At 70.9% G+C, this 12564-nt stretch carries 17 protein-coding genes and 1 pseudogene; 9 read left to right on the forward strand and 9 right to left on the reverse strand.

Translation table 11 applies throughout. The features are described from left to right. Window positions 1-225 precede the first annotated feature (225 nt). A complete protein-coding gene (locus L7D48_RS17995) occupies window positions 226-423 on the reverse strand; it encodes a hypothetical protein (protein ID WP_237880477.1) in 198 nt (65 codons plus the stop codon). Between the two features lie 216 nt (window positions 424-639). Between L7D48_RS17995 and L7D48_RS18000 the strand changes: the two genes are divergently transcribed. Then, a complete protein-coding gene (locus L7D48_RS18000; protein ID WP_237880478.1) occupies window positions 640-1137 on the forward strand; it encodes an N-acetyltransferase in 498 nt (165 codons plus the stop codon). A gap of 115 nt (window positions 1138-1252) precedes the next feature. Beyond that, window positions 1253-1720: an NUDIX hydrolase gene (locus L7D48_RS18005; RefSeq protein ID WP_237880479.1), complete on the forward strand. Its 468-nt coding sequence runs from the start codon at window positions 1253-1255 to the stop codon at window positions 1718-1720. Window positions 1721-1769: 49 nt separating this feature from the next. Here the strand turns inward: L7D48_RS18005 and L7D48_RS18010 are convergent, their stop codons facing one another. Beyond that, the gene (locus tag L7D48_RS18010; RefSeq protein ID WP_237880480.1) at window positions 1770-2177 is read right to left on the reverse strand and encodes a RidA family protein; all 408 of its coding nucleotides are present in this window, start codon (window positions 2175-2177) and stop codon (window positions 1770-1772) included. 121 nt (window positions 2178-2298) lie between these two features. On the opposite strand from L7D48_RS18010, the pseudogene L7D48_RS18015 reads away from it, so the two are divergent. After that, window positions 2299-2678 (forward strand): annotated as a pseudogene (locus L7D48_RS18015) (winged helix-turn-helix transcriptional regulator). Window positions 2679-2795: 117 nt separating this feature from the next. Here the strand turns inward: L7D48_RS18015 and L7D48_RS18020 are convergent. From L7D48_RS18020 to L7D48_RS18035, 4 genes are all read right to left on the reverse strand, one after another. Beyond that, entirely contained in the window at window positions 2796-3890 is a 1095-nt protein-coding gene (locus L7D48_RS18020; RefSeq protein WP_237880481.1) for a hypothetical protein, read from the reverse strand. Between the two features lie 236 nt (window positions 3891-4126). Then, window positions 4127-4324 carry a DUF397 domain-containing protein gene (locus L7D48_RS18025; RefSeq protein ID WP_237880482.1) on the reverse strand — a complete coding sequence of 66 codons (198 nt, stop codon included), beginning with the start codon at window positions 4322-4324 and terminating at the stop codon, window positions 4127-4129. Window positions 4325-4344: 20 nt separating this feature from the next. Beyond that, a complete protein-coding gene (locus L7D48_RS18030) occupies window positions 4345-4545 on the reverse strand; it encodes a DUF397 domain-containing protein (RefSeq protein WP_237880483.1) in 201 nt (66 codons plus the stop codon). A 10-nt stretch (window positions 4546-4555) separates the two neighbouring features. Beyond that, entirely contained in the window at window positions 4556-5407 is an 852-nt protein-coding gene (locus tag L7D48_RS18035; RefSeq protein WP_237880484.1) for a helix-turn-helix transcriptional regulator, read from the reverse strand. Between the two features lie 269 nt (window positions 5408-5676). Here L7D48_RS18035 and L7D48_RS18040 point away from each other — a divergent pair, with 269 nt between their 5' ends. Both L7D48_RS18040 and L7D48_RS18045 read left to right on the forward strand, forming a co-directional pair. Beyond that, on the forward strand, window positions 5677-6108 hold the full coding sequence (locus L7D48_RS18040; protein WP_237880485.1) for an ATP-binding protein: 432 nt from the start codon (window positions 5677-5679) through the stop codon (window positions 6106-6108). Further along, window positions 6105-6566 carry a hypothetical protein gene (locus L7D48_RS18045; protein ID WP_237880486.1) on the forward strand — a complete coding sequence of 154 codons (462 nt, stop codon included), beginning with the start codon at window positions 6105-6107 and terminating at the stop codon, window positions 6564-6566. Before L7D48_RS18040 ends, L7D48_RS18045 begins: the two co-directional genes overlap by 4 nt. A 93-nt stretch (window positions 6567-6659) precedes the next feature. Here L7D48_RS18045 and L7D48_RS18050 read toward each other — a convergent pair whose 3' ends face one another. After that, entirely contained in the window at window positions 6660-7502 is an 843-nt protein-coding gene (locus L7D48_RS18050) for an alpha/beta fold hydrolase (protein WP_237880487.1), read from the reverse strand. A gap of 91 nt (window positions 7503-7593) precedes the next feature. On the opposite strand from L7D48_RS18050, the gene L7D48_RS18055 reads away from it, so the two are divergent. Then, window positions 7594-8181 (forward strand): TetR/AcrR family transcriptional regulator, encoded by a 588-nt coding sequence (locus L7D48_RS18055; protein WP_237880488.1) that lies wholly within the window; start codon window positions 7594-7596, stop codon window positions 8179-8181. Between the two features lie 75 nt (window positions 8182-8256). Here L7D48_RS18055 and L7D48_RS18060 read toward each other — a convergent pair whose 3' ends face one another. Continuing rightward, window positions 8257-9189, reverse strand: a complete 933-nt coding sequence (locus tag L7D48_RS18060; RefSeq protein ID WP_237880489.1) for an MBL fold metallo-hydrolase — start codon at window positions 9187-9189, stop codon at window positions 8257-8259. A 273-nt stretch (window positions 9190-9462) separates the two neighbouring features. Here L7D48_RS18060 and L7D48_RS18065 point away from each other — a divergent pair, with 273 nt between their 5' ends. Genes L7D48_RS18065 through L7D48_RS18075 form a run of 3 tightly spaced genes read left to right on the forward strand, consistent with a single transcriptional unit; the run spans window position 9463 to window position 12041 of the window. After that, window positions 9463-9804 (forward strand): hypothetical protein, encoded by a 342-nt coding sequence (locus tag L7D48_RS18065; RefSeq protein ID WP_237880490.1) that lies wholly within the window; start codon window positions 9463-9465, stop codon window positions 9802-9804. 30 nt (window positions 9805-9834) lie between these two features. Next, a complete protein-coding gene (gene tgmB / locus L7D48_RS18070; protein WP_237880491.1) occupies window positions 9835-10851 on the forward strand; it encodes an ATP-grasp ribosomal peptide maturase in 1017 nt (338 codons plus the stop codon). Beyond that, entirely contained in the window at window positions 10848-12041 is a 1194-nt protein-coding gene (locus L7D48_RS18075; protein WP_237880492.1) for a methyltransferase domain-containing protein, read from the forward strand. Before tgmB ends, L7D48_RS18075 begins: the two co-directional genes overlap by 4 nt. Window positions 12042-12094: 53 nt before the next feature. On the opposite strand, the gene L7D48_RS18080 is transcribed toward L7D48_RS18075, so the two are convergent. Continuing rightward, window positions 12095-12564: stealth conserved region 3 domain-containing protein (locus L7D48_RS18080; RefSeq protein WP_237880493.1), on the reverse strand; the 470-nt coding region annotated here is incomplete at its 5' end.

Genomic DNA, 12564 nt, shown 5'->3' on the forward strand with positions numbered 1-12564 from the left:
GCCTCAGCGTGGCCGTGCCCGGGGGCCGGCGGGCCCCGGAGAGCCGCCTCGTCACCGGAAGGTGTGAATCCCGGGCTCGCCGTGCATGGAAACGGAACCGGTGCCGCGGAACGGATCCAGCGCCCCCGCGGGGCGCGGGTGTGGCCCGCCGCCCCGCCCGGAGTCCCCCGGGTGGCGGGCCGTACGGATACCGGCGGACCCCCGTGCGCCGGAGGGACGGGGCTGTCAGGCCGCGTCGGTGGAGACGATGCTCCACCGGCCGACCTCGCGGTAGCCGGAGTCGTGGACGGCCGAGCCGTCACCGGGCCGCAGGGCGTAGTGGTGGAGGTTCCCTCCCCAGTACCGCAGGATGCGGCCCAGCTCGCGGGCGGACTCCTCGGCGGACGCCGCGTCGTCCATGTCGACTTCAAGACGGAACTTCATTCCGGGCCTCCTTCTCGTGATGCCTGCATTGAATTGTTTCATTGAACTTCCCTGTGAGACTTTTCGAAGGAGGCTCCCTGATTTCCCCTGTCGGTCGCCCGGGAAGCTTCAAAGGAGGACGAAGGCGGGAGTGCCGGCGTACCGGCGCGGGCAACGGCACCGGTGCGCGGAAAATACCGGGACGTCCCGCGCCGGTCGGCGGTAGCTTCGGCCCTCGTGAGCTGGCTCCCCGAGGACTTCGTCCACCCCGTCCATGTGCCCGTCCCCGGCACCGCGCTTCACCTGCGGCCGATCCGGGAGGCGGACACCGCCATCGACTACCCCGCCGTGATGGGCTCCCGCGAGCGCCTGTGGGAGATCTTCGGCCCCGCCTGGGGCTGGCCCGCCGAGACGATGACCTATGAGGAGGACCGCGTCGACCTGCTCCGGCACGAGAAGGAGATCGCCGCGCACCAGTCGTTCAACTACGCCCTGTTGAACGAGGAGGAGACGGCGCTCCTCGGCTGCGTCTACATCGACCCGCCCGAGCGCACCGGCTCCGACGCGGACATCTCCTGGTGGGTGGTGGACGACCTCGTCGGCGGCGAGGAGGAGCGCGCGCTCGACGCGCTGGTGCCGCGGTGGATCGACGCCGACTGGCCCTTCCGCCGGCCCCGTTGCATCGGCCGCGACATCACCTGGCAGGACTGGCTCGCGCTGCCGCCCGTCGCGTGACCCGTCCCCGGCACGGCACGGTGCCGTCCGGTGGCGCTCGTGCTCGTCTGGTTCCGTTCCGTGTGGTGATGTGCGAACCATGGATGCCGGACAAGGTCCGGCGGGGGGAGTGGGGATGAGTTTCCGGCTGGCGGCGTACGCCGTGTGCATCGAGGACGGACGGGTGCTGCTCGCCCGTCACCTACTGCCGGACGGCGGGAGCAACTGGACTCTTCCGGGCGGCGGGGTCGAGCACGCGGAGGACCCGTTCGACGCGGTGATCCGGGAGGTCGCGGAGGAGACCGGCTGCTCGGCGGTGGTGGACCGCCTGCTGGGAGTGGACTCGCGGGTGATTCCCGCGACCGCCACGCGTGAGGGAGTCGTGCACCAGAACGTCGGCGTCTTCTACCGGGTCCGCATCACCGGCGGCCGGCTCCGGCCCGAGCCGGACGGCGACATCGTCGAGTCGGTCTGGACCCCGGTCCCCGAGGTCACCGGCCTGCACCGGTCATCACTGGTCGACGTCGGCCTCGCGCTGGCACGGGACCTTCCGCCGACCGGCCACGTCGCCCCCGTCCCGGTCGGCGGCCTGGTCCAGCACTGAGGCGCCGCCGGTACCCGCCCGTCCCCGCACACCCGGCCGGGGCGGGCGCTCAGTCCAGGACGGCGGTGGCCTCGACCTCGACCATGTGCTCGGGTACGTCCAGCGCCGCCACGCCCAGCAGTGTGGCGGGCGGGACCGGGGTGGTCCCCAGCTTCGCGGCGGCCCGGGAGATCCCCTCCAGGAGCAGGGGCATCTTGTCGGGGGTCCAGTCGACGACGTGGACGTTCAGCTTCGCCACGTCGTCGAAGGTCCCGCCGACCCCGGCCAGGGCGGCGGCGACGTTGAGGTAGCACTGCTCGACCTGGGCGGCCAGGTCGCCCGCGCCGACCGTGTTGCCCTCGGCGTCCCAGGCGACCTGCCCGGCGACGAAGACCAGCCTCGATCCGGATGCGACCGACACCTGCCGGTAGACGTCGATGGCGGGCAGTCCGTCGGGGTTCATCAGAGTGATGGCCATGTCCGTCCGTTCTCCTGTCCGGGCACCCGTGGGCGCCCGTGGTCTCTTGCGGTTACTCGGAAACCGTAGGAGAGTCTGCGCTGACCTGGAAGAACGCACTTTTGAGTGACTGAGGAACCTCATGGTGACCAAGCAGTTCGGGGACTCCCCCGAGGAAGCGGACCTGCGGCGCGCGGACTCCCTGGCGCGGGAGATCTTCTCGGACATCGCCAACAAGTGGGCCTGCTGATCATCGAGGCCCTCGGTGAACGCACCCTGCGGTTCAGCGAGCTGCGGGACGAGGTCGAGGGCGTCAGCCACAAGATGCTCACCCAGAACCTGCGGATGCTGGAGCGCAACGGCATGGTCGAGCGGACGGTGCACCCCACCGTGCCGCCACGCGTCGAGTACACCCTCACCGAGCCGGGCCGGGCCCTGCGCGAGGCGGTCGACGTGATGTGCGACTGGCCCCACCGCTACCTCGGCCACATCGAGGCGGCCCGGAGCCGCTTCGATTCCTGACAGTGCGGTGCGCATCCGTGCGCCACTGCGGACCGGATCTCGCACGAACTGCCTTGCGGAGGAACGGACGCCGCCCGACGCGGTACCTTGCTCGGTCCCGCACTGGAACGACTCGCTCTAGGCGACCCCGTCATCCTGTTTCGTAGACCTGGGCACCCCGGCTTTGCCCGCCTGCATCAGGGTCTTCTCGGCACGGATGTCGATCAGTCGGGTTGCCAGGTGCTGGGCCGATCCGAAGACCACGGCCCAGGCCAGGAGTTGTGCCCGGGTGTCGAGTGCGGACAGTCCGGGGACGAACCCGCCGTGCAGCAGCAGGATCCCGACAATGGCTGTCAGGGCACCCGTGGGGAACTTCAACGCCGCCGCCGCGGTGGGCAGTGCATAGGGAGAACTCGTTCCCGAGAGCCGGCGGATGGCGGCCACGACCGTCAGCGCCGCTCCGGCGAGACCGGCGATGGCCACCGAGGCGGAGTCGTGGGAACTCGCCGCCTCGGCCGGGAGATCGGCCTCGCTCCGTGCCCGGTACTCATTGGAGGGGCAGGCGATGACGATGTCCCTGCCGCCTTCTCCCCGGACGCTCTGGGAGGCCGCCTCGGATCTGAAGCAGAGGGAGAGGTCGACGGGGTTGTACCACATGTAGACCACGAATCCGACCACGCCGAAGGTGACGCACAGGGTGGCGGACCAGAGGATGTTCCGGAGGCTGCGGATCCTCGCGATCTCCATGTCCTCAGCCTCGTATGCGGCCTCCAGAGTGGTGGCCAGCAGGGTGCGGTCGGTCGGCCCGATCTTTCCTGAGCGGATGTATTCGATCCTTTCGCTCAGTTCCTTCAGCCGGAGGTCGTCGGAGACCAGATGGCGCTGTGCCTTCGCCAGAACGGTGATGCTCTGACCCGCGATCTCATTGTCTGACATGTAGGGAATGAGAGCGACCTCGGCGGCCCTCAGATTTGCCCATGCCCTTTCCAGGAGCGGCGCCCGGATGAACCAGCTGTGGTGATCAGCAGCGGATTCGGCTTCCTTCTTTACTATATCCAGCGAATCGAGGAATTTCTGATCGTTCCGAAGTGCCTCGGAGTCGCGTTTGATGCTTTCGACCTGGAGTCCCAGGGACCTGGATCGTGCCTTGATCCGCTCTTTCCAAGCACCCCTCGGCCAACTTCCATGTGGGCGTTTCTTGGGATTCTTGCCCTTCGCCTGCTCATTCTCCATGGCCATCGCCTCCCGGCCCGCCCGGCAGGCGGGCTGAACGCCACTTGCCAGTTCATCGTGGGCCGGGGGCCTACTTGATCGCATCTGCGGACGATGTCCGGGGCGCCGCCCGGGGGTGTCCGTACCGGTGTACTTCCGCGTACGTTGCGGCACACGCGGCCGGCTCGCGCTGCGCCACTGCCGGTCCCCGCCGACGCAGTGGCGGGGGCCGGCGTCTTCAGAGTCCTGACCGGCGCTCAGTCGACGAAGTGGTCGAACTCGCCGGCCTTGATGCCCTTGAGGAAGGCGTCGAGCTTGGCGGGCGTGGTCACGACGATCTCGTCGGGCTTGCTGCTCTCGCGCATGAGGACGCGATCGCCGTCCCGGGCGATCTCGATGCAGTTGTTGCCGCCACCGCCGCAGGAGGCGGCGTGCCACTCGATGGGTGCGGACATGTCGGCTCGCCCTCCGGGGGTCAGCGTGTGAGGTGGTCGAACTCGCCGTTTTTGGCTCCCCTGAGGAGAGATTTCAAGCTCTCAGGGCTGGTTGCGATGATCAATTCGGGAATATCACTCTCGCGTATGAGAACGCTTCCTCGCTGTGCTGCAAGCTCGATGCAGTTAGCTCCTTCTCCTTCGGAAAATGAGGATTTCTGCCAATCGATGAAACCAGGCACGTCGGAGTCCTCACAGTTCTTTGATGATTCTCTTGACCATGGAGCGTGAATCTTTGGTGTCGAGGGGGACCGTCTCCAGGGCGCCGTAAACCGACCTGTACTTCTCCAGTTGCGCGTGTGCGTCCAGAAAAACGGATCCGTACGCACTGTCCAAAAGGACAGTATCCAACTGTGGAACAGGTCCGCCCGCGTACAGCACAGACTGGGCTGAGCCGATGAACCTCTCGGAGGTGAAGGGGATGACTCGTACGGTGACGCTTGGCCAATCAGAGACTTCCAGCAGGTACTCAAGCTGAGAGCGAGCCACTTTCCGGCCGCCGTAGCGCATACGCAGCGCGGCTTCGTGGATGATCGCCTCGAACGGTGTGGGGTGGTCACGTTCGAAGATCACGCGTCGCCTTGAGCGATGCTCGACTCTCGCGTCGATCTCGCTTCGGGGGAGCGGTGGGATCACTTCCTCGAAGAGCTTCCGCGAGTAGTCCTCCGTCTGGAAGATCCCAGGCACCGTGAGCGTCTGGAGCGAACGCAGGTGGGTGGCGTGGTATTCGAGCTCTGCCACGTTGAGGAATGCCGGAGGCAGGACGCCTCGGTACTCCTCCCACCATCCTTTGGTCCGGTCCTCGGCGATCTCGCACAAGGCGTCGATCAGTTTCTGGTCGCCGGCCGAGTAGAAGGCCGCGAGTCGTCGTACGCGTTCCGCGCTGACGCCCCAGCGTCCCGACTCGATGTGGCTGATCTGGGCCTGGTTGCCGCCGAGTAGTTCTCCCGCTTCGCGAGCGGTGAGGCCTGAGGCTTCGCGCAACTTCCGCAGCTCCGCGCCCAGTCGTGCCTGACGTGCCGTGGGGTTGCTCCTGGGTGGCATCGATCCTCTCCCGATAGGCGCTCCAAGTGTGCCGCGCGTCCGCAGCGCCGGTCCACTCACGAGCGAAGATCCTGTCACATGGTTGTGACGTCTCATCCATGTGCCCTATGGTCCTCGGTAGCGCAGCGTGAACACCAGTGAACCCGCAGTGCAGTTGACCTCCCCTGCCCGCGTACCGGCGCGGGCGGGGGAGGGCGGCCGAGCCACGGTGGTGGGCGCGCGTGCTCCGCAGGCGAAACGCAGACGAACCGCGTTGGGAGAAGACGCAGATGACCGTGACCGCACCCGGCAGACCCGCCACCGCCGTCTACCGGCTGACCGCGCCCGCCCTGCCCACCACCCCGAGAGTGGCCCGCGACGCGGTCGCGGCGTGGCTGTGCGCCGCCGGGCACCACGGGCTGCTGGACACCGCCCGCACACTGGTCAGCGACGTGGTGACGAACGTCGTCGTGCACACCCGCGTACCCCACCTGTGGGTGGGGGCCGCCGTCACGCGGCTGGGCGCGGTCGTCTCCGTGTGGGACGGCGACCAGCGCGGCGTACCCCGCCCGCGCCACGCGGCCGAGGACGAGACCGGCGGGCGCGGGCTGTTCCTGGTGGAGGCGCTCAGCCACGCCTGGGGCGTGAGCTGGACCGGTGGGGCGGAGCCGGCCGGGAAACGGGTCTGGTTCGAGCTGCGCGCCTCGCGCGAGGGGACGTGAGCGCGATGGACCTCACCGCCCTGTGCCTGGGCGCGCTGATCATGACCGTCAGCGCGGCGCTGACCGGCTTCGCCGTGGCCGCGGCCCGCAACTCCGGCGGCACCGGCGTGTGGTGCGAGGCCACCGTCCTGGACGCCGGCACCCACCGGGAGTGGCTGCTCGACTGCCATCGGGCCCGAAACCCCCGCCGCGCCCTGCGCTGGATACGGGCCCAGGCCCCGCGCCTGGCCGACCGTATCGACCCGCCCCCGGACGCGCCCTGGGCCGCGCCCGGCACCATCCGCCCGTACGACCCCGGCCGCCCGTACGACCCCGCCGCCGTCCTGCGGCACCGGCCGCTGGACGGGATCGCGGACCGCGATGCCCTGCGGGTCCTGGAGGACGGCGGTCTCCACGTCCTCACCGCACCGGACGGGGACGGCCTGCGCTACCGGCTCTCCGCCCGCGCCCTGCGCTGACGCCCTGCCCGGAGGCTCCGACGCCCGGGGGCCGGGCCCGCCTCGCGGCGAGCCCGGCCCCTGAACCCCGTTCCCGGACCGCTCGCCGGGCGGTCACCTGCCGGCGAAGGCCAGCAGGGCCTGGTTGACCTCGGTGGCGTGCGTCCACAGCAGGCCGTGCGGCGCGCCGTCCACCTCGACGTACTCCGCCTCCGGGAACGCCTTGTGGAAGGGGCGTCCGGTGGAGTCGACGGGCAGGATGTTGTCGGCGGTGCCGTGCAGGATCAGCGAGGGCTTGCCGGCGGCGCGGACGGCGGCCACGTCCTCGCGGAAGTCCTCGATCCAGGCGGGCACCACCGCGTAGGCGGCGACGGGCGCGGAGGAGGTGGCGGTGTTCCAGTTGGCGGTGACGACCTCCTGGCTGATCCGGGTGCCGAGGTTGTCGTCCAGGTTGTAGAAGTCCTTGAAGAACTGGGTGTACCAGGCGTAGCGGTCGGCGCGGGCGGCCTCCTCGATGCCCTCGAACACCGAACGCGGCACCCCGCCGGGGTTGTCGTCGGTCTGCACCAGGAACGGCTCCAGCGAGGCGAGGAAGGCCAGCTTGGCGATCCGCTCGTGGCCGTAGGTCTTCACGTAGCGGGCCAGTTCGCCGGTGCCCATGGAGAAGCCGACGAGGATGACGTCGCGCAGGTCCAGCGTCTCCAGGAGGGTGTCCAGGTCGGCGGCGAAGGTGTCGTAGTCGTATCCCTCGCCGACCTTGCTGGACTGCCCGAAGCCGCGGCGGTCGTAGGTGATGACGCGGTATCCGGCCGCGAGCAGCTCCCTGGTCTGGAGCTCCCAGCTGTGGCCGTCGAGCGGGTAGCCGTGGACGAGGACGACCGGCTGACCCGACCCCTGGTCCTCGTAGTACAGCTCGATGTCGGTGGTGTTCTCGCTGCCGACCTTGACGTAGCCCATGGGAACATCCTCTCCGCTGCGGAGAACGGTCGTTCTCCGGCTCTGTCGACTACAGTAGAGAACGTTGGTTCTCTTTGCAAGGGGAGTTCTCGTGATCGATGAGCAGACAGCGCGCGAACGGGTGGTTTCCGCCGCCGACCGGCTGTTCTACGCCCGGGGTGTGCAGGCCGTCGGGATGGACGCCGTCCGCAGCGAGTCGGGCGTCTCGCTCAAGCGCATCTACGCGCTGTTCCCCTCCAAGGAGGACCTGATCGTCGCCGTGCTGCGGCACCGGACGGACCGCTGGAACGCGGGCGTCACCGATGCGGTCGACGGCGCCGGGACACCGCGCGAGAGGCTGCTGGCCGTCTTCGACTTCCTGGCCGGCTGGTTCCGCGAGGACGACTTCCGCGGCTGCGCCTTCATCAACGTCTTCGGCGAACTGGGGGGCGGCAGCGACCGGATCGCCGGGGCCGTGCGCGAGCAGAAGGAGTCCTTCCGCCGCCAGGTGGCCGACCTGGTCCGTGCCGCGGGCGGTCCGGACCATCTCGCCCCCCAGCTCGTCCTCCTCGCCGAGGGCGCCCAGACCACGGCTGCCATATCGCGCGACCCGGACATGGCGGGCCACGCCCGCGCCGCCGCCGACACCCTCATCCGGTGCGCGCTGGACGACACCGGGGAGCCGGCCGCGGCGGCGTGAGCGCCGTGCGTGCCCCGGCGGGCGTGCGTCACCGGCCGCCGGGACCGCCCGGGCCGTACGCCCGCCGGGGGACCGTCACCAGCGGATCGCCCTGAAGTCCACCGGGCGCTGCCTCAACTCCCCTGTCCGGGCGGCCAGTCGGCGCAGCCGCTCGGACATCTCGCCGGCCGGCAGGCGCCGCCGGTCGCCGTGGCCGGGCAGCAGCCACTCGAAGCTGATCCGCCCCGCCACCCGCTCCAGGGAGGCGGCCAGCTCCTCGACGGAGTACCAGGTGACGGTGTCGAAGACCTCGATGTCGCCCGTGGTGCGCGACCAGTGGAAGCTGTCGCCGGTGAAGCAGTAGCGGTCGTCCGCGAGGTAGAGCACGCTGCCCTCGGTGTGCCCGGGCAGGGGGTGGGCGACCACGCCGTCGGCGATCTCCACCGGTTCCGTGCCGCGCAGTACGCGGTCGGCGTCGGGGGCGGAGTCGAGGTCGCCCTCGTGGATCCACAGCCGCGCGCCGAAGCCGTCGGCGTACTGGCGGCCGTGCGCGGCGTGGTCGCGGTGGGTGAGCAGTACGTCGGTGACGGGGCCCAGCTTCTCGTAACGCCTGGCCAGCGACGGGCTCCAGCGCGGGGTGTCCACCATCATCACGGTGCCGTCGGGGCGGCGCAGCAGATAGGAGTTGGCGCCGGCCGTCTGCCGGGAGTTGTGCCCGCACAGGTACACCGCGCCGTCAGGGTCGTCCGTGCCGCCCTCGCCGTTCCCGCCGTTCCCGCCGTCCAGCGGCATCGGGAACGGGTCGGGCACCTCCTCCAGCCGCCCGCTCGGCGGGTGGACGGACCGGGTGTGGCAGGCGTGCGCGGCGGCGTGGAGCCGCTCCGTCTCGGCCCGGTCGCGCGGCTCGCGCAGCACGACCGAGCGGCCGCCCTCCTCGCCGATCAGACCGGGCGCGAGCTGCCTCGCCACATCGCAGTTCGTGCACCGCTCATCCACCCGCCAGCCGTCCGCTAACCGCTCCCCGGCCATGTCCGCTCCTCTCCCCGGCGCGTCCGCCTGCCGGACGCCCGACCCCAGAGGTATCCCACGCCGTACGGCCGGGGAAAGGGGGCGAAAGCCCCGCACGCGGTCAGCCGCCGCCCGGCTCTCCGTGGAGCCCGGCGGGGACGGGCCGCGAAACCGGACGCCGGTCGGCTCGTTGGCCCGTACGGGCCGGGCTATGGCCGGAAAACCGGCTTACGGCCGCCGTCGAGAGGAGAAAACCCAAGGGGGGCTTCCGTCCCCCGAAGCGAAGGGGGAGTCATGACCATGACATTCCTGTCCGGTGAACGCACCGGGGCGGGCTTGGCTCTGGACAGGCCCGAGGACAGGTTCCCGCTGGACCGGGGAGCCGCCCCGGACCTGCCGGACCTGACGGACCACCGGGGACCGGCGCCGCTGGCCTTCCGGTTCCTGACCGCCACCACCGGTTCGGGAGGTGTGCTGCCGCAGGACATCGCCTACGACGAGGAGACGCAGACCGGCGTCTACCAAGGCCTTCCGCCAGGGGTGTTCATGACCAGGAACCCGCCGAAGACCTTCGGGCCCACCGAGCCCACCGGCGAGATGGACGCGCCGGACGACCCGGGCCCGAGCGACGACTGACGGCCGGTGCCCGATGACGGACGGCTCGGGATGACCGCCTCCGGGACGGTCCTGGTGCTGGCGGGCCGCTTCGACCCCACCGCGGACCTGGTGGTCGAGGAACTGAACCGGCGGGCCGTGCCCGTCTTCCGCACCGATGTCGCGGACTTCCCGCTGGGGCTGTCCCTCGCCGCGCGCCTCGGCGGGAGGACCGGGGAAACCGGTCGGGCAGGGGAGGGCGGGCACGCGGCCGGGAAGGCGTGGAGCGGCACACTGCGCACCGGGCGCAGGACGCTGGACCTGCGGGACGTGCGCAGCGTCTACTACCGCAGGCCCGCCCGCCCCCGCTTCCCCGAAGGGATGTCGCCGGAGGCCCGCAGGGTGGCCGAGCGGGAGGCCCGGCGGGGCTTCGGCGGGCTGCTGGCGGCGCTGCCGGTCCGGTGGCTGCCGCCCCCGGGAAGAGCGGCCGACGCCGAGTACAAGCCCCTGCAACTGCGCGTCGCGGCCGAGTCAGGGCTGTCCGTGCCGCACACGCTGATCACCAACGACCCCGGTGCGGCCAGGGAGTTCGGCGAGGAGACCGGTGGCCGGGTGGTGTTCAAACCCTTCACCCCCGTGCGCGGCACAGTTGGCGGGAGGTCGGCGGCCGTCTACACCAGCGTCGTCGGCCCCGCAGAACTCGGCCACCCGGACGTCACCACCACGGCGCACCTGTTCCAGGAGTGGGTGCCCAAGGCGTACGAGGTGCGGCTGACGGCCGTCGGCGGGCGGCTGTTCGCCGCCGAGATCCACGCGGACTCACCGGCCGGACACGTGGACTGGCGCAGCGACTACGACAGCCACAGGTACCGGTTGTGCGAGCCGCCGCCGGCCGTCGCGGCCGGAGTACGCCGGATGATGGACGCCCTCGGCCTGCCCTACGGCGCGTTCGACTTCGTCGTCACCCCCGAGGGGCGATGGTGCTTTCTGGAAGTCAATCCGAGCGGGCAGTTCGGTTTCGTGGAGCAGGCGACCGGGCTGCCGATCACGGCTGCCGTCGCCGACTGGCTGGAAGGGAAAGGGACGTGAGAGCGCACGGGGGCGACGGGCACGGAGAGCACGGGGAACTGGTCGAGGCGCGGGTCGGCATGGTGCGGCGGATGGACGAGGGCGGCGTCGTGCTCTCCTCGCGGCTGGCCGAGGTCTTCCTGAACGTGCCGCGCCACCGGTTCGTCCCGGTGTTCTACCGCCGGGACGGCGGCCGCTTCCTGCCCTGCCGTCGCGGGGGCGGGGACGCCGGGCAGTGGGCGGCGCGGGTGTACGCGGACGACTCCCTGATCACCGAGGTGGACGGGCTCCACGCGGAGGACGCGGGGGAGCGGGCCGTCACGGGCGTGCCCACCTCCTCCTCGACCGCGCCGAGCCTGATGGCCGACATGCTCGACGCGCTCGACGTCGAGCCGGGCGCACGGGTCCTGGAGGTCGGCACGGGGACCGGCTACAACGCGGCGCTGCTGTGCCGGCTGGCCGGTGCGGAGAACGTGGTGACCGTGGACGTCTCCGAACGCCTCACCACCGCGGCGCGGGAGCGGCTGGACGGCCTGGGGCTGTCACCGGTGGTGGAGACGGCCGACGGCGCGGAGGGTGCCCCGGGGCACGCGCCGTTCGACCGGATCATCGCCACCTGCTCGGTGCGGCGCGTCCCGGCAGCCTGGACCGACCAGTGCGCGGTGGGCGGGATCATGGTGGTCCCGCTCAAGGGGACGCTGGCCGGAGGGGTGCTGGCCCGGCTGACCAAGCTCGCGGACGGCACGGCCGCCGGGCACCTCCTGCACACCCCGGCGGCCTTCATGCCGCTGCTGTCCGGCCCCCGCCCGGCACCGCACCCGGCCGGGGCGGAAGGCGGGCGGAGCCGGGAGACGCCGCTGTCCGGCAGCGTGCTGGACGACTGGACGTTCTCCTTCTTCGCCCAGCTCCACCTGGGGTCCGGAGTCGAGCGCGAACACCACCGTGCCGCCGACGGCTCCCACACCACCGTCCTGTACGACCCCGCCGACGGCTCCCGCGCACGGGTGACCGACCACGGGGACGGGCGCGCCGGCGCGGCGGTCGCCGCCGCCGGCCCCCGGGACCTGTGGGCGGCGGTCGAGCGTGCCCACCGGCAGTGGCGGGAGCTGAACCGGCCCCGCCGCGAGTGGTTCACCGTCCGCGTCACACCCCGGGGACAGACCATGGCCTACACCTCCCCCGACGGGCGTACCCACACCTGGGAGCTGTGAGCGCCCGGCACCCGGGCGGCCCGTGCCGATGCGGGCCGGGCTTCCGGCCGGGCCTACGCGCCGGCGGGGAGCTCGAACGGGCTGGGGTAGGGGAAGTAGCCCTCCAGGAAGGTGCGGACGCGGTCGGCGACCTTCTCCCGCTCCTCGTCCGGGACGTCGACGTCGTTGAGGCAGAAGAAGTCGAAGCGGCGCGTGCTCTCCAGCTCGGCCAGCTTCTCCTCCGCGTCGTCCCGGCCGATGTCGACGTAGCGGAAGCTGAACTTGCCCGGGACCGCGCGGCCGGTGAGATAGGCGTAGTGGTGGTGGAACGTGGCGCCCATGGCGATGTCGGTGGTGGCGCGGAAGCGGGACCGGCTGGTGCGTTCGACGTCCTGCGCGTACTTCTCCTCGATCTCCCGCATCACCGCGCGGATCTGGGGGTGCGGGGTGTGCATGAACTTGTTGGTGATGAAGCGGCCGTGGGACTCCAGCAGGAGCCGGCGCACGTTCTTCCCGGCCGAGTTGGGGGCGGGCTCGTCGGGGT

This window comes from Streptomyces sp. ICN903 (genome assembly GCF_022015835.1).
Taxonomy (GTDB): domain Bacteria; phylum Actinomycetota; class Actinomycetes; order Streptomycetales; family Streptomycetaceae; genus Streptomyces; species Streptomyces fenghuangensis.